General features: G+C 38.6%; 13 protein-coding genes. 4 read left to right on the top strand and 9 right to left on the bottom strand.

The features are described 5' to 3' along the window. The first annotated feature begins 1,055 nt into the window (after nt 1–1,055). Nucleotides 1,056–4,058: an ATP-binding protein gene (locus LOS73_RS12440; protein WP_457933766.1), complete on the top strand. Its 3,003-nt coding sequence runs from the start codon at nt 1,056–1,058 to the stop codon at nt 4,056–4,058. A 29-nt stretch (nt 4,059–4,087) separates the two neighbouring features. Here the strand turns inward: LOS73_RS12440 and LOS73_RS12435 are convergent, their stop codons facing one another. From LOS73_RS12435 to LOS73_RS12410, 6 genes are all read right to left on the bottom strand, one after another. Then, on the bottom strand, nt 4,088–4,933 hold the full coding sequence (locus tag LOS73_RS12435; RefSeq protein WP_033031844.1) for a UDP-2,3-diacylglucosamine diphosphatase: 846 nt from the start codon (nt 4,931–4,933) through the stop codon (nt 4,088–4,090). Nucleotides 4,934–5,166: 233 nt separating this feature from the next. Continuing rightward, nucleotides 5,167–6,891: a proline--tRNA ligase gene (locus LOS73_RS12430; RefSeq protein ID WP_457933765.1), complete on the bottom strand. Its 1,725-nt coding sequence runs from the start codon at nt 6,889–6,891 to the stop codon at nt 5,167–5,169. A gap of 89 nt (nt 6,892–6,980) precedes the next feature. After that, nucleotides 6,981–7,685, bottom strand: coding sequence for a tRNA (N6-threonylcarbamoyladenosine(37)-N6)-methyltransferase TrmO (gene tsaA, locus LOS73_RS12425; protein WP_033031846.1), 705 nt, complete (start codon nt 7,683–7,685; stop codon nt 6,981–6,983). A gap of 178 nt (nt 7,686–7,863) precedes the next feature. Then, entirely contained in the window at nt 7,864–8,433 is a 570-nt protein-coding gene (locus LOS73_RS12420) for an outer membrane beta-barrel protein (protein WP_008133741.1), read from the bottom strand. Nucleotides 8,434–8,702: 269 nt separating this feature from the next. Beyond that, the gene (locus tag LOS73_RS12415) at nt 8,703–9,167 is read right to left on the bottom strand and encodes an acyl-CoA thioesterase (RefSeq protein ID WP_007375777.1); all 465 of its coding nucleotides are present in this window, start codon (nt 9,165–9,167) and stop codon (nt 8,703–8,705) included. Between the two features lie 132 nt (nt 9,168–9,299). Then, nucleotides 9,300–10,946: an electron transfer flavoprotein-ubiquinone oxidoreductase gene (locus LOS73_RS12410; protein WP_033039053.1), complete on the bottom strand. Its 1,647-nt coding sequence runs from the start codon at nt 10,944–10,946 to the stop codon at nt 9,300–9,302. A 221-nt stretch (nt 10,947–11,167) separates the two neighbouring features. Between LOS73_RS12410 and LOS73_RS12405 the strand changes: the two genes are divergently transcribed. Next, entirely contained in the window at nt 11,168–11,917 is a 750-nt protein-coding gene (locus tag LOS73_RS12405) for an electron transfer flavoprotein subunit beta/FixA family protein (protein ID WP_457933764.1), read from the top strand. Next, on the top strand, nt 11,918–12,844 hold the full coding sequence (locus tag LOS73_RS12400; protein WP_457933763.1) for an electron transfer flavoprotein subunit alpha/FixB family protein: 927 nt from the start codon (nt 11,918–11,920) through the stop codon (nt 12,842–12,844). 140 nt (nt 12,845–12,984) lie between these two features. On the opposite strand, the gene asnS is transcribed toward LOS73_RS12400, so the two are convergent. After that, nucleotides 12,985–14,382, bottom strand: coding sequence for an asparagine--tRNA ligase (gene asnS, locus LOS73_RS12395; protein ID WP_002961230.1), 1,398 nt, complete (start codon nt 14,380–14,382; stop codon nt 12,985–12,987). A gap of 297 nt (nt 14,383–14,679) precedes the next feature. On the opposite strand from asnS, the gene LOS73_RS12390 reads away from it, so the two are divergent. Beyond that, nucleotides 14,680–15,114 (top strand): AAA family ATPase, encoded by a 435-nt coding sequence (locus LOS73_RS12390; protein ID WP_008133749.1) that lies wholly within the window; start codon nt 14,680–14,682, stop codon nt 15,112–15,114. Between the two features lie 4 nt (nt 15,115–15,118). On the opposite strand, the gene LOS73_RS12385 is transcribed toward LOS73_RS12390, so the two are convergent. Together LOS73_RS12385 and LOS73_RS12380 are read right to left on the bottom strand one after the other, a co-directional pair. Continuing rightward, entirely contained in the window at nt 15,119–15,748 is a 630-nt protein-coding gene (locus tag LOS73_RS12385; RefSeq protein WP_024604311.1) for a Vat family streptogramin A O-acetyltransferase, read from the bottom strand. A 35-nt stretch (nt 15,749–15,783) separates the two neighbouring features. Then, nucleotides 15,784–16,800 (bottom strand): ABC transporter ATP-binding protein, encoded by a 1,017-nt coding sequence (locus LOS73_RS12380; protein WP_457933761.1) that lies wholly within the window; start codon nt 16,798–16,800, stop codon nt 15,784–15,786. Nucleotides 16,801–16,810 lie beyond the last annotated feature (10 nt).

Here is a 16,810-nt window from a genome sequence, read left to right as displayed (position 1 = left end):
TTATCCTGGCTTTGGTAATTTATTACCAAAGCCAGTAATCGTATATTTAAGTTTTATAGCAGCGTTTAGCTGCTATTTTTATATGTTGATTTTAATTATGGAAATCATCAATAATACCAATACCCTTAATTACGTGACCTATTTTGAAGTAAGAAAATTATGTTGATAACAAAGCAAAAATTTCTTTATTTAATTGTTATCACTAATTGCTCTACCTCCTGCATCCATGCAGTCGTATAACAGGAATTTTAACGCAGTTAAAGTCAGATTTAATCCCTGAAATTGATTAAGTATTATTGCGGATTGGTATAAAAAACCTTTTAAACAGCTGTTTACGAATGTTGCTCTCATGGTCATTAGTTCCCAATGTTCAGATCTGTTCAGAACGTATTAACGTACTCTATGCTTATAATTACCTCGGTGTTTATTAATTTAGGTTAGGCGTGTTGAACTTTTGTGGGTGAAATTTCAAAAATAGACCTGTTTTTTAGTCAAAATACAGCCTAAATAATGTGGTGTTACTTATAAGAGATTATTTATAAATAGGCGATAGCGCAGCATAAATGCCAAACATACGCTGCCAATTGCATTCTCCCTTATGACTTATGACTCTTTGCCGCTTATATTGAGATAGGTAAAGCGCGTTAGTAATCTGCAGACATCTTACTTATTGTTAATGTAAGTCAGTAAGGTAACGCAGGAGCAGCTAGCTAGCCCAAAGGTTATAAACCATGCGCCGCGATATAGCCCCTTGACGGAACAAGTTTCAATCTTGAATGCTGAAAACTTATACGTAAATAGTTACCCGTTACTAATAAAGTAATTGCAAAATTAGTACATAAAATGGATTTACGATGCCATCTCAGGTTATCAATCTTTAAGTAACTAAAAGCTGAATATTGAAAAATTAGCCCTTATAGGCCTGTAAGTTCTGGTTGCTAGGATATTTAATTTTTCAATACTCTATACTGTTTAGTAGCTCAATTTAGTGGCGAAGGTAAATGTTAAAAAAGAATATTTTTTTAAGAAGCACAAAAAATAACAAGCTGATACTTTTGGTCGTAATAACATTTATAGTTATTTCATTACCCTCACTTTATTTATTTGAGGAAAAAGTAAGAAGTGACGTTTATCATACGGCTCAAATTGAATTAAAAAGAGAATTAGAAACAAAAACGCTGTCTTTAAAAAAGCACTTTAAAGACAGCGTTACTGCTATCCGATTTCTAGATGCTACACCACCAATCCAAGGTATTTCTCGTGCCTCAGAACATAAATTGATAGATCCACTATTGGGTACGCCAATTGCGGTCTGGCAAGAACGACTAGCAAGTATATTTTCGGGTTTTATGCGCACAGACGAAAGCATATTACAGGCACGTTATATTACACTAGCAGACGGTGGCCGAGAAGTTGTTAGGGTCGATCGCACTGAGCTCGGCAGCCTAGTTAGGCTCGATGGAGAACAATTACAACAAAAAGGACAACGTGACTACGTAATTAAAGCCAGTATATTAGATGCAAATTCAGTTTACATTTCCCCTATAAATTACAATCGAGAAAATGGCGAAATACAGCAGCCTTACATTAGTACTTTTCGAGTTGCTAAACCTGTTTTCGACGAACATAAGCAAGTGTTTGCAGTACTAGTCACTAATTATTTTGCAGACGAATTATTTAAAAGCTTAATTGTAGAGTCTCCAAAGGGCATTGCTATTTACTTAATGAATAATGAAGGTGAATTTTTATACCATCCAGATACTGACTTACGATTTGGCTTTGAGTTTAACCAAAGTAGGACTTGGGATGATGAATTTAATGAAGCCGAAGAAATGTCTGTTGGCAATACACTGCCAATAAATAGTTACCCTCAACAATACTACTTAAAAAAACGGATTTATTTTGAAGGAGATATCGCGATGCTCCCTCTTGAATTAGCTGTTAGCTTAAATACTCATGATTTATTATTGAAAGTGAGTGAAAGGCGACAAAATTTCATTATTTTACTCGTAGTGTTTTTTAGCATATTTTTAATAATAACCTCTATATATCAAAGATTCATAAACCGTAAATTACTTATACATTCATTGAAAGAGCAAAATAACAAAGTAATAGAAAATTCTTTGGACGCTATTTTTACAATTGAAGAAACGGGACAAATTGTTCATTTTAATAACACGGCTAAAAATGTATTTGGCAGTGCTCTAGAGGACAAAGAAAACGATTTCATTTCACTATTCAACTTAAATAAAGCGGATATTAATTGTATTGAAGAAACTATAATTGATGGGGCAAAAATGCCCTTCGAAGCTATTTATACTGATGCATTTGGTAACAAGCAATTTTATTCGATAACACTCAGTAGTATTTTTGATGTGTATAACAACCGCTATCAAGTTGCTGCGATTTTAAGAAATATTACTTCACTGAAAAACATACAATCAGAACTTGAAGGTTTAAATAGTACTTTAGAGCTTAAAGTATCCCAAAGAACCATAGAACTAGAACGCGCTATAGATCAAGCCCTAGCAGCGAGCCAAGCAAAAAGTGACTTTGTTGCTAACATTTCTCATGAAATTCGTACCCCAATGAACGGCGTATTAGGCATGCTAGAAATGTTAAAAGAGGAGGGGCTATCTGAGCAACAGCATCATTATTTAAAATTAGCTAACAGCAGTGCACATTCATTAATGAACTTAATTAATGACATCTTAGACTTCTCTAAAATTGAAGCCGGAAAACTCGATATTGATAATCATACTTTTGATGTTGTCACCGTATGCAGTGATATGATTACTTCTTTAGCATTGCAAGGACAACGAAAAGGACTTGAAGTTTTTTTAGATACAAAAGACGTTATCGACCGGATGGTGATTGGTGACAGTCACCGCTTAAAACAAATTTTGATAAACTTAGTTAATAATGCCTTTAAGTTTACCCACAAAGGTGAGGTTAGCTTAACAATTGGCTCTAAGTACATCACCAATTCTAAACTGTTAATGAGTTTTACGATCAAAGATACCGGGATTGGTATTGCTCCTGAAAATTTAGATAGATTATTCGAGGTGTTTACACAAGAGGATTCAAGTACGACTCGTCACTTTGGTGGAACAGGTTTAGGTTTATCTATTTGCAAAAAGTTAGCCCAGTTGATGGGAGGTAATATTACGGTTACTAGTAAAAAAGGGATTGGCAGTGTTTTTATTGCTACGGTAGAGTTGCATGTTGCACAGCAGAAAAAGTTAAATACCAGCATTGAATTAGCGACATCAATTAACGTGGCAACATTAATTGCGCGTGATAACGTATTTAACAACGTCACAAATTTACTAGTACACGCGTGTAAAATAGATAAGGATAAAATTGTCCGCTTAGATTATTTTAGTGGACATAGTGCATTTGATGCCGACTTATTAATTATAGATGATGAGCATCCACAAATTGATGCCCTCATTAGTTTTTGTAATCAATATGATAAGAAATATGTGCTGATTTTACGTGATATGGTAGTAAACAAGCAGTCTACGATAGTGGCCGAATATAGCCATATTTTAAATAAACCACTTACCCAAGATCAGTTTAGCTACAAGTTAGCGAGTTTATTCGGCGCAAATAATGAACTTGTGGTTGCAGCAGCTAACCATTTTATTGAAGAACCTATAGAGCCAGACTTATCGAATTATAATGTATTATTAGTTGATGATAATATGATCAACGTTGAAGTTGCTAAAGCTATTTTAAAACATACGAAAGTAAAAATAACCACCGCATCAGATGGCTTAGAAGCATTAGAGGTATTAAAACTACATGAGGGTAAAACCTTCGATATTATTTTAATGGATTGTCAAATGCCAAATCTCAACGGTTACGATACTACTAGCGCAATAAGAAGTGGTAAAACGGGAAGTGAATATTCGTATGTGCCAATTATTGCTATGACAGCAAGTGCGATGGAAGGCGACAGAGAGCGCTGTTTAGCTGCAGGGATGAACGATTATATTACTAAGCCAATAAAGCCACAAACGCTAAAGAGTAAGCTATTAACTTGGTTAAACTGAATCACATCCATTGTGTAAGTGTTCAGCTGCTATGCAGCTGATTTTTTTGGTTTAGCTTCTACTGAGCTGACTATCGGTGCAGCTAGTTTTGTAATATCAGCACTGTCGAGCACGGTTTGCGTATCTGACCAATGTAATAACTCAATTTTTCCATCTTTTTGCTCTACAAGTGCCGTGCAGCTCTCAATCCAATCCCCATCGTTGCAATACATAATCCCATCATCCACTTTTATTTTAGGGTGATGAATATGTCCACAAATAATACCATCTACTTTTTGTTTTTTAGCTTCGCGGATAGCGGCATCCTCAAAGGCTTCAATAGCTTCACGGGCTTTGTGTACTCGCGCTTTGATCCACGCGGCAAGTGAGTAGTAATTCCCACCAAATACTTTACGTATACGATTTATCCAACGATTTAAAAATAATAAAAAGTCGTATCCGGCATCACCAGCTATGCTAATTAGTTTGTTATAGCGAGTTGCGATATCAAATTCATCACCATGAACAAGCAAGAATCGCTTATTAGCTTTAGTGGTGTGAATAAACTGTTGATGGACCTCAACACCGAATAAAGTTTGATCAACGTAGTTACGAAACGTCTCATCGTGATTACCGGGAATATAAATGACGCGTGTCCCATTAGCTGCTTTTTGTTGTATAGAATTTAATACTTGATAATGTGAAGAGTGCCAATAAAACTGACGTTTCATTGACCATAAATCGATAATATCACCGACTAAATAAAGTGTATCGGATTCTACCGAGTTTAAAAAATCAAGTAAGTAATCAGCTTTACAATCTTTGTAACCTAAATGAACATCAGATATCCAAATGGCTGGATAATGTTGTTTTTTACGCAGTTGATTGTTTGTCATGCCCGTCATCCATAGTGTAATAATTAAACACTGTAGATAAATCTAATGACACTTATGAGACACTTTAGCGAAGCCTCCATGACAATTTATACCAAGGCACGTAATTAAAAGATTTCTACAAAGCTAGAAAAGGTGAGTCATTGAGCAGCTATTATTATGCATTGCTATTATCGCTCATCAAAAAGGCCGCATTTTAAATGCGGCCTTTTAGTCTATTTTAAGCGTGCGTGTTATTAACCTTTAACAGCCGCTTTAATTGCATCAATTGCTGTGTCGATATCAATCATTAGCTTTTCACCGGTGCGGCGGTTTTTAAGCTCAACTTTGTTTTCGTCAAGGTTGCGCTCACCAATTACTAGCGTAAATGGCACACCAATAAGTTCCATATCGTTAAACATAACACCAGGGCGCTCTTTACGGTCATCAAATAACACATCAAGACCTGCATCTTTTAAACCTTGGTAAAGGTCATTTGCAATATCAGGAATACGATGCGATTTGTGCATGTTCATTGGCACAATTGCTAAATCGAATGGCGCGATTGATTTTGGCCAAATGATCCCGTATTGATCGTTGTTTTGCTCTATAGCAGCAGCAACAATACGTGAAACACCAATACCGTAACAACCCATGGTCATTGTTTGGTTTTTACCGTCTTCGTTTAATACGCCCGCTTTCATTGCTTGTGAGTATTTAGTGCCAAGCTGGAAAATATGCCCAACTTCAATACCACGTTTAATTTGTAAAACGCCTTGGCCACATGGGCTCATATCGCCTTCAACAATATTACGGATATCAGCAACTTCATAATTAGTTACATCACGATCCCAGTTAATGCCGCTGTAATGCTCGTCATCTTTATTAGCACCGGCAACAAAATCAGCAAGTACGTTAGCCGTTCTATCAACAATAATTGGCATCGACAGGCCAACCGGGCCAAGTGAACCAGGTCTTGCACCAATAGCAGCAACAATATCTGTCTCTGTTGCCATTTCTAGCGGAGAGTCTACTAACGGGTGCTTTTCAGCTTTTAGTTCATTTAATTCGTGATCGCCACGCAGTACTAAGGCTACAAGACCACGTACTTCGTTTTCATCAGGCGTACCATAAACAATTAACGTTTTAACACCGCGATGTGGCTTAACGCCGTAGTGTTTTTTAAGCTCGCTAATCGTTTTAGCGTCAGGAGTTGGAAACGCTTTAAGCTCTTTTGATGCTTCAGGGCGTGGATCGTTTGGTGCAAGCGCCTCTGCTTTTTCAATATTAGCGGCGTAGTCACTGCCATCACTAAATGCAATGGCATCTTCACCTGATTCAGCAAGTACATGAAACTCATGCGATACGCTTCCGCCGATAGAGCCTGTATCTGCGATAACAGGACGGTAATCAAGACCTAAGCGCTCAAAAATATTACAATATGCCTTGTGCATCGCTTGATATGTTGCATCTAAACATTCTTCACTTAGGTGAAAAGAGTATGCATCTTTCATTGTAAATTCACGAGCACGCATCACACCAAAGCGAGGACGGCGTTCGTCGCGTACTTTAGTTTGTACTTGGTATAAAGTAACTGGTAACTGTTTATAGCTATTAATTTCTTTACGTACGAAATCAGTAATCACTTCCTCGTGCGTTGGTCCAAGTGCAAATGTACGGTTATGACGATCAGTAAAGCGCATTAGCTCAGGACCAAACTCATTCCAACGACCAGACTCTTCCCACAAATCAGCCGGTTGAATAACTGGCATTAGCATTTCAATGGCGCCAGCTTTGTCCATCTCTTCACGTACAATGTTTTCTACTTTACGTAGTACACGTAAACCAGAGGGTAACCAAGTGTATAAACCCGAAGCGACGCGACGGATCATACCGGCTCTAAGCATTAACTGATGCGATACGATTTCAGCATCTGATGGCGTTTCTTTAAGTGTTGCGAGTATATATTGGCTTGTACGCATGTTTTTTCCGAAATAGAGTAATTATGTTCTTTTAATAGAGCTTAAGTTTAACAGCGGATGCTTTTACACTAAAGCGCTAAGTGAGTTATTTAGTTTTTTTCTATGCTTGTTACTAGGTTATGCTCGCCATTGACTTGCCAGCGAATATTATAATTGTACAAAGTCATACCGTAGCTTTGCTCGCCATCTTTTTGTTTTTTATAGGCAGGGCGGGGATCTTGTTTTAAAACATTAGCTATAAAATCATGTAAATCTGGGTACTGTGTTTGCGCATTAACAAACTCAATTGCCTGAGGGCTAAATTCAACCGTCATTTGTGTTTCTGGGCGTGTATCTGCAAAGCCAGCACTGGCGTCAAACATAGCATCTGAATAAGGTAAGTACGGTTTAATATCGATAATGGGTGTGCCATCAAGTAAATCAATGCCAGCGAGTAATAAACTAAGTTGTCCGTTTTTATACTCAATACCTTCGAGCTTTACTGCGCTCATACCAATCGCGTTTGGTCTAAATGTAGCGCGGGTAGCAAATACACCTTTTCGCTCATTGCCACCTAAACGAGGTGGGCGAACCATGGCAGAATAACCTTTATCGGCCGTTTCATGAAAACGAAATAACAACCAAATATGAGTAAATTCATCTAAACCACGTACAAACTCTTCGCGATTAAAATCAGGTGCAAAAATAAGTTTTGCCTTGGCTTGTGGCACTAAACGAGGCTGCCTAGGTATAGCAAACTTTTGTTTATAAGGGGATTCAATGTGGCCAATAGCCGAAATGGTATAATCGCTCATAGTACTCGGATACAAATAAAATAGAGCGCTATTCTACCTTTATTTAGCGGCTATGGCATTAATGTGAATAAGTTTATTATTTATAGACTGCTTGGTTTATATGATGAAAATTAGCAGGTCTTAAAACAAAAAAGGGTAAGCTCTTAAGCTTACCCTTTTAATACATGTTAAAGACTCATTAAAACATGTATTGAACTGATACAGATGCTACATCCATGTCTGGATCAATATCATCGTCAAGTTTGTAACGTTCATACTCTAAACGAAATTGAACATTTGTTGTAAGCGCATATTCAATACCTGCACCGTAAAACGCATCTCCACCATCTGTAGAGGTTGATATACTTCCTACTGGTAGGTCTTGTGTGTAGTCTGCGTCCCATTCAAGCCAACCACCTTTTGCGTATACAGTGAAGCTTTCAGATAGAGGAAGCCCTAGGCGTGCGGCAAGTGATACGCCATCAATCTCAGCTTTACTGTCTATGTCACTAACTTCATCAAAGTTTTGGTAAGCAAGCTCTAAGCTTAAGTACTCGTTAAATTGAGTACCAACATACCCTTTGAGCATTTGTGCATCGTCGTCAAAGTCAGTGTCGTTGTCACTGTCTTCAAACTCAAAAGAATATTGACCGTAACCGATACCAGTATAAATACGTGGAGAATCAAAATCAGAAATATCAGCGTGTGCTGCTGTGTTAAAACCCAGTGTTGCTAATGCAAGTGCAGAAAGAGAAAGTGTTTTAATCATTGTGAATAGCTCCTTTACAAATTAAAAATTAATGTTCGATTAAGTCAATCAAACTTCAATTTAATAAGTGCAGTGAACATGCCAATTTTAAAAACAAGTAAAAACCCCTCATAATACCTACTTTAGTACTGGTTATCGCAAGGGGTTGTTTGGTTTTTAAGCAACGCGAGCTTTTGTAGTGATTTGTTTTCTAAACAGTTTTGTACGTTTTACAAAACAACATGAGTTTTTTACACAGCTACATTTTGAATTTACAGAACAGCTAAAAGTTATACATTGTGTAACAGGTTTTCAGTTTCAATTGCTATTTCTTTCATTTTAATAGCGTAGTTTTCTAATTTTAAATCTTCGTCTGTCACAGCTTTAAATTCAGGCACTTCTACTGGATAACCCGTTTCATCCATTGCGACAAAACTTATAACACAGTGATTTGTTTCAACCATATTTTGTGTTTTTGGATCGCCACAACGTACTTGAATAAATATCTGCATACTTGTTTTACCGGTATGCGCTATTTTAGCTTCTACTTCGACAATTTGCCCTACTAATATTGGACGTCTAAATTTAACCCCAGCAACTGACACAGTCACACAATAATGACCACTCCAGCCAGCTGCACATGCATAACCAGCTTGGTCAATCCACTTCATGACGACTCCACCATGAACTTTACCACCAAAATTTACATCGGTAGGCTCTGCTAAAAAACGAAAAACAACTTTTGACGACGGCATAGATATTACTCATTTATTAATACTGCATATGAGCATAGCGCAAAAAAGGGGCCGAAGCCCCTGCAATTTAGGATATGTTTATAATTTATATGTAAAAAACGTAGTTATATAACTATACGACGCATAATTTAGTTACATATTAGGGTAATTTGGTCCACCAGCGCCTTCAGGTGTTACCCACGTAATGTTTTGGCTGGGGTCTTTAATATCGCAAGTTTTACAGTGCACACAGTTTTGGGCATTAATAACAAACTCTTTATTGCCTGCTATTTCTTGTACTTCGTAAACGCCAGCAGGACAATAACGTTGTGCGGGTTCATCAAATTTAACTAGGTTTACGTTAATAGGAATTGACGCATCTTTAAGTTTTAAATGACACGGCTGTGATTCTTCGTGGTTAGTATTTGATAAAAACACACTTGAGAGTTTATCAAAGCTAAGTTGTCCATCTGGTTTTGGATACGCAATTTTGTCAGCAGCTTTTGCATCAACAAGGGTAGAGTGATCGGGCGTATTATCTTTAAATGTAAACGGTAAACCGCCATTAAAAATATTTTGATCAAGCGTGTTATACGCACCACCTATAAACTTACCAAGTTTGTGCATTGCAGGGCCAAAGTTACGAGATTGATATAGCTCTTTATATGCCCACGATTGTTCAAACGCTGTCTGGTATTTAGTTAAATCGGTATTTGCTAACTCATTTTGCAGCGCTTCGAAAATAACCTCAGCGGCAATCATTCCCGATTTCATTGCTGTGTGATTACCTTTAATTTTTGCAAAATTAAGTGTGCCTGCATCGCACCCTACAAGTAAACCACCAGCAAAATGCATTTTTGGTAATGAATGCAAGCCACCTTTAGCAATAGCACGCGCACCGTAAGCAATACGTTCAGCGCCTTCAAGTACGTTTTTAAAAACTGGATGGTGTTTCATTCGCTGAAACTCATCAAACGGACTCAAATGTGGGTTTGCGTAATTTAAATCAACAATTAAACCAACAACGACTTGATTGTTTTCACTGTGATACATAAATGCACCACCATTAGTATCGCCGCTAAGTGGCCAACCTGTACCATGAACAACTTTGCCAAGCTCATGTTTACTTTCATCAATTTGCCAAATTTCTTTAAAGCCTAAACCGTAATGCTGCGGCGATGAACCTGCATCAAGTGCAAACTCATTAATTAATTGTTTACCTAAATGACCACGGCAACCTTCTGCAAAAATAGTGTATTTTGCACGAAGCTCCATGCCTGGCATGTAACCGTCTTTTTCATTACCGTCTTTGTCGACACCCATATCGCCAGTAATAATCCCGTTTACTGCTTTATCTTCAATTATTAAAGAGTGTGCGCTAAATCCTGGAAAAATCTCGACGCCTAAGTTTTCAGCTTGCTCTGCAAGCCATCGACACACGTTACCCATAGATACAATGTAGTTACCATCATTATGAAATGTTTTTGGTGTAGCAAAGTGGGGGATTGATGTCGCTTTTTGCTCGTTGTTAAACCAATAAATTTCATCGTTAGTTACTTTGGTTGTAACCGGTGCGCCAAGCTCTTGCCAATTAGGTAGTAGTTCATCCAAAGCTTTGGTTTCAAAAATAGCCCCAGAGAGTACATGTGCACCTACTTCCGAACCTTTTTCGACTACGCAAATCATGCACTCTTGTTGTTTTTCTTGTGCTAATTGCGCGAGTTTAATTGCACTTGAAAGCCCAGCAGGGCCTGCACCAACAATTACTACATCAAATTCCATGGTTTCACGTTCGACCATAATAACCTCTTTATCTATGACGGACTTATTTGAATGTTTACTACGCATTTAAATAAGGTGTACAGCCTATTTTTAACCTTGCAAATTAAACGTTACAGACTGTGAATAGTTAAAGGTTATTTTAGGTTGACGTTTACGTCAACAGGAAGTAGTCTAATTTCATAAAATAAATAGGTTGACGTGCACGTTACCTTGTAGGTTTAAATAATTATGGAGTTCCTATGAAAGTTCTCGTACCAATAAAAAGAGTGATTGATTACAACGTAAAAGCACGCGTTAAAAGTGATAACAGCGACGTTGATTTAACCAACGTAAAAATGGCAATGAACCCGTTTTGTGAGATTGCCATAGAAGAAGCAATTCGCCTCAAAGAAGCCGGCACAGCCAGTGAAGTGGTTGCCGTAACTATTGGTCCTAAAGCATCACAAGAACAATTACGCACAGCATTAGCATTGGGTGCTGACAAAGCCATTCACATCGAAACCGATGAAAAGCTCGAGTCACTTCATATTGCAAAGCTACTCGCTAAAATTGTAGAGCAAGAAACGCCTGAACTTGTCATTTTAGGTAAACAGTCAATTGACTCAGATAATAATCAAACAGGTCAAATGCTCGCTGCGCTTACTAATCGTGGGCAGGGTACATTTGCATCAAAAGTGGTTATTAAAGATGGCAAAGTAAACGTAACCCGCGAAGTTGATGGCGGGCTGCAAACGGTGGCACTGAATTTACCGGCAGTTGTTACAACCGACTTACGCTTAAACGAGCCTCGCTACGCATCACTGCCAAATATTATGAAAGCCAAACGTAAGCCGCTTGAAGTAATAGCAGTAGATTCGCTTGGTGTTGATTTAACACCGCGTATTCAATTAATAAGTGTTGAAGAGCCAGCTAAACGCACCGCAGGAATTATTGTTGAAGACGTTGCACAGCTTGTAGAAAAATTAAAAACAGAGGCAAAGGTGATTTAAATGAAAACACTCGTAATTGCAGAGCACGACAACGGTGCCTTAAAACCAGAAACCTCAAAAACTATTAACGCCGCAGTAAAAATGGGTTTTCCTATTGATATACTAATTGCAGGTAACAACTTAAGCGCAATGAGCTCACAAGTTGCCAGCATTGATGGCGTAGCTAATGTTTTAGTTGCTGATAATAGCGTTTATGAACATCAATTAGCTGAGAGCATGAGCGATTTAGTGTTATCACTTAGCGACACCTACAGCCACATTGTTGCAAGTGCTACTACAACGGGCAAAAACTTTATGCCACGTGTTGCCGCGCTATTAGATGTTGCGCAAATTTCTGAAATTATCGCAGTAGTGGACGCCGATACATTCAAACGACCTATTTATGCAGGTAATGCAATCGCCACGGTTAAATCACTCGACAGTAAAAAAGTAATTACCGTACGTGCCAGTAGCTTTGATTTACAAGGTGAGCAATCAGCTGTTGCTATAACAAATATTGATACAGTATCAGATTCGCAATTAAGTAGCTTTGTAAGTGTAGAGCAAACAGAATCAGAACGCCCTGAGCTTACAGCAGCTAGTGTGGTCATATCGGGTGGTCGCGGTATGCAAAACGGCGAAAACTTTGCATTACTAAACGGTATTGCCGATAAACTCGGGGCAGCTATTGGTGCGTCGCGCGCAGCAGTTGACGCAGGCTTTGTACCTAACGACATGCAAGTAGGGCAGACCGGTAAAATTGTAGCGCCTAACTTATACATTGCCGTGGGGATTAGCGGTGCTATTCAGCATTTAGCGGGCATGAAAGACTCAAAAGTAATCGTCGCGATTAATAAAGACCCCGATGCACCTATTTTTCAAGTCGCTGATTACGGTTTAGTGGCTGACTTATTTGAAGTACTGCCACAGCTTGAAGGCGCTTTATAACGCTTAATCGAGCAAAATTTATTCTGGTTGAAAGCCGTGGTGCTCTTTGAGTGCTGCGGCTTTTTTATTCGGTTAATTCAAGACACAAAAAAACCAGCCAATTGGCTGGTTTTTAGTATTTATAAACATCTTACTAAATATTAGTAAGTTGCGCTGCCTTTAGTACGAGGGAAGGCAATAACGTCACGTACGTTGCCCATACCTGTTACATAAGCAACTAAGCGTTCAAAGCCTAAACCAAAGCCTGAATGTGGCACGCTACCGTATTTACGTAAATCGCGGTACCAGCTGTAATCTTCTTTGTTTAAGCCCATTTCTTCTAAGCGTGCATCAAGTACATCAAGACGTTCTTCACGTTGTGAACCGCCAATGATCTCACCAATACCAGGTGCTACAACATCCATTGCGGCAACGGTTTTACCGTCTTCGTTTTGGCGCATGTAGAATGCTTTAATATCACGTGGGTAGTTTTTAATAACTACCGGTGCTTTAAAGTGCTCTTCAGCTAAGTAACGCTCGTGCTCAGACTGTAAATCTACACCCCATTCAACAGCGTACTCAAACTTTTTGCCACAGTTTTTAAGGATTTCTACAGCGTCTGTGTAATCAACTTGTGCAAAGTCTTTATCTACAAACTCTTCTAAACGCGTAATTGCGGTTTTTTCTACACGTTGTGCAAAAAATTCCATGTCATCACGGCGCTCTTCAAGTACCGCTTTAAACACATACTTAAGCATGTTTTCAGCCAGTTTTGCTATATCTTCTAAATCAGCAAACGCTACTTCAGGCTCTACCATCCAAAATTCTGCAAGGTGGCGAGATGTATTTGAATTTTCTGCGCGGAATGTAGGGCCAAATGTATAAATTTTTGACATTGCAGACGCGTAAGTTTCGCCATTTAACTGACCAGATACAGTAAGGAATGCTTCTTTACCGAAGAAATCTTCGCTGTAATCAACATCGCCTTTGTCTGTAAGTGGTAAGTTTTGCATATCAAGCGTTGATACACGGAACATTTCGCCAGCGCCTTCACAGTCACTTGCCGTAATAATTGGCGTGCTGATCCAGTAAAAGCCTTGCTCGTGGTAAAAACGGTGAATAGCTTGTGCTAAACAGTTACGTACACGAGTTACCGCGCCAATCATATTTGTACGAGGGCGAAGGTGAGCGTGCTCACGTAAGTACTCAATGCTGTGGCGTTTTGCCGACATTGGGTATGAATCTGGGTTTTCTACCCAACCTAACACAGTCACTGAGTTAGCTTGAATTTCGTAAGATTGACCTTGGCCAGCAGATTGTACTAAAACACCAGTAACCGACACAGAACAACCAGCTGTTAAGCTAGTAACTTCATCATAATTATTCAGTGAATTAGGAACTACCGCTTGAATAGGATCAAAACACGAACCGTCATGAACGGCTAAAAATGAAATTCCTGCTTTTGAATCGCGGCGAGTACGGATCCAGCCCTTAATTGTTACTTGGCTGTCTACCGCAACATTGCCTTTTAATAGCTCTGAAATCGCTAAATGGCTCATCTTCACTCCAATGATATAAGTTGCCTAACTATTTTATTTTAACTGTGCGCAACACTCGGGCATTAATTGCACATAAACGGCGCTGCACTTGAACCCTGTATCTTACCTAGTAAAGTTAAATAAAAAAACTATTGTGGGCAACTCTTTAAAAGTTTTTATGCATGCGGTTTATTTTTAAGCAGTTTTAGAGGGTTTATTACTTCTAATGTTATTTGTTACTCTCAAATTTAGTGATTTTGTGGCATTATTAACAAACTAATTAAATTTATTTTTATTCACACTTAAAAAATCGATGCTATGAAACAAGTTTTTATATTACGTGGGCTACCTGGAAGTGGTAAGTCTTATTACGCGCAAAACCTTGCCGACGAATTAGGCGGCGCTGACGAAAGCCAGTACCTAATTTGCTCAACAGATGATTACTTTATTAATGAGCAAGGCGAGTATCATTTTGACAAGTTTAAGTTGCCGCAATTTCACAATTTAAATTTAGCGCGTTTTATAAATGCACTTTCCCAAGGCACGCCTTTGGTAATTGTAGATAACACTAATATTAAAAAGTGGGAATTTGTAGCGTATTCGCAAGCGGCTATCGCTTTAGGTTATCAAGTAAAAGAAGTGATAGTGGGTGAAGTGAAAGACAAATCAATGCAGCATTTATACGCTAAACGCAACTCCCATCACATCCCACTTAAAACGATTAGCAAAATGGCGTACATGTTTGAGTGGTAATCACTTAGAGATTAGATAAGGCTTTTATATCGCATTGTGTAATGGCATCTAAATGAGCAGTGATTTTTTCATTGCTCCAATCCCACCAAGCTATATCTAGCAGCGTATTTATTGTTTTATCGTCAAATCTGGTTTTTATCACTTTAGCGGGATTTCCACCTACAACGCTATAAGCAGGTACATCGCAGGTAACAACTGATTTACTGGCAATAATAGCGCCGCTGCCAATTTTTACCCCGGGCATAATTGTAGCGTTATAACCAATCCAAACATCATGACCAATTTCTGTATTGCCTTTAAAGGGTAAATCATTTGATTTTGGTACAAACTTTTCCCAGCCATTACCAAATATAAAAAATGGATAAGTAGAAAATCCAGAAGTTTGATGGTTAGCGCCATTCATTATAAAAGTAACGTCTTTAGCTATCGCACAAAATTTACCTATGATCAGACGATCCCCAATAAAATCGAAATGGTAAAGCACATTTTTTTCAAAATTCTCAGGGCCATCAGGATCGTCATAATATGTATAATCGCCTACTTCAATATTGATAGAAGTAATATAGTTTTTTAAAAAACCTACTTGAGGAAAACCTTCCATTGGTGAAGGATTATTGGGGTTTGGTCCGTTCATGAGGTTTCCTCTTAATTTTGAGTTAGGTATAGATATTAATCTATAGATTTATAAACGGCTAGTGGGTGCGATGTGCTTAGTGATACATGCACTTCATCGCCAAGGTTTACCACAACTTCATGGCTTACTCTGCTAGTTACCACCGTAGAACACGCAAGTTTTACAGCGCACAAGCGGCTGCCACCTTCAAAGCGTACCCAAATCACTTCGCCGTTATTACCAACACTGCTTTGTACAAGCAATACATCGTCAGGGCGTAGTAGTACATCAACGTCGCCACTTTCACAGTCAACGCCATGAGCTGGCGCATTACCAATTGAGGTAGTGGCTTGTCCTTGGCTAAATTGGCCGCTAATAAAGCTGGCTTCACCTAAAAAACGTGCTACAAAGCGATTGTTTGGGGTACTAAAGCAGCGCTCGGGTGTATCGATTTGCTGAATTTTACCGCCTTTAAGCACACCAACACGATCGCCAACTGAGAGTGCTTCTTCTTGGTCGTGTGTTACCCAAATCGCCGGTACGCCAGCAGCTTTAAGTGCGTTTCTAATATCCCAACGAAGCATGTCTTTAAGGGCGGCATCTAAGTTTGAAAGCGGCTCATCAAGTAATACAAAGTCAGGTTGGTGGGCAAGGGTGCGCGCAAGTGCTACACGTTGCTTTTGTCCGCCAGAAAGCGTTGCTGGTTTTTTATCTCTAAAATCGTTCAGTCCAAGTAGGTTTATCCAATACTCAGCAGGGGCTGTATCTTTTAATCTAAAGCAAATGTTTTGCTGTACGGTTAAGTGCGGAAATAACGCAAAATCTTGAAACACCATACCTACACTGCGTTTTTCAGGAGGTAGTGTTAATTTGGGAGTAGCGCGCCATTTACCCGTGTTTATTTCGCCTTCGCTAATAGGTATAAGGCCAGCAAGGGCTTGTAAAATTGTACTTTTACCACAACCTGTTGGCCCTACAAGCATAAGGATTTCGTTTTCACCCAGCGATAAGTTTAAATCGCTTACTACGCGGTTACTGCCATAATCTATAGACAACTGACTTACAGATAGCATTGTTTTTTAA

The organism is Pseudoalteromonas sp. SCSIO 43210 (genome assembly GCF_054133285.1).
This window is presented reverse-complemented; position numbering and strand designations above follow the sequence as displayed.

Bases quoted from the DNA above. Each gene is read 5' to 3' on its own strand.
- LOS73_RS12435 (WP_033031844.1), bottom strand. From the start codon at position 4,933: ATGACAAACAATCAACTGCGTAAAAAACAACATTATCCAGCCATTTGG.
- LOS73_RS12430 (WP_457933765.1), bottom strand. From the start codon at position 6,891: ATGCGTACAAGCCAATATATACTCGCAACACTTAAAGAAACGCCATCA.
- tsaA (WP_033031846.1), bottom strand. From the start codon at position 7,685: ATGAGCGATTATACCATTTCGGCTATTGGCCACATTGAATCCCCTTAT.
- LOS73_RS12420 (WP_008133741.1), bottom strand. From the start codon at position 8,433: ATGATTAAAACACTTTCTCTTTCTGCACTTGCATTAGCAACACTGGGT.
- LOS73_RS12415 (WP_007375777.1), bottom strand. From the start codon at position 9,167: ATGCCGTCGTCAAAAGTTGTTTTTCGTTTTTTAGCAGAGCCTACCGAT.
- LOS73_RS12410 (WP_033039053.1), bottom strand. From the start codon at position 10,946: ATGGTCGAACGTGAAACCATGGAATTTGATGTAGTAATTGTTGGTGCA.
- LOS73_RS12405 (WP_457933764.1), top strand. From the start codon at position 11,168: ATGAAAGTTCTCGTACCAATAAAAAGAGTGATTGATTACAACGTAAAA.
- LOS73_RS12400 (WP_457933763.1), top strand. From the start codon at position 11,918: ATGAAAACACTCGTAATTGCAGAGCACGACAACGGTGCCTTAAAACCA.
- asnS (WP_002961230.1), bottom strand. From the start codon at position 14,382: ATGAGCCATTTAGCGATTTCAGAGCTATTAAAAGGCAATGTTGCGGTA.
- LOS73_RS12390 (WP_008133749.1), top strand. From the start codon at position 14,680: ATGAAACAAGTTTTTATATTACGTGGGCTACCTGGAAGTGGTAAGTCT.
- LOS73_RS12385 (WP_024604311.1), bottom strand. From the start codon at position 15,748: ATGAACGGACCAAACCCCAATAATCCTTCACCAATGGAAGGTTTTCCT.
- LOS73_RS12380 (WP_457933761.1), bottom strand. From the start codon at position 16,800: ATGCTATCTGTAAGTCAGTTGTCTATAGATTATGGCAGTAACCGCGTA.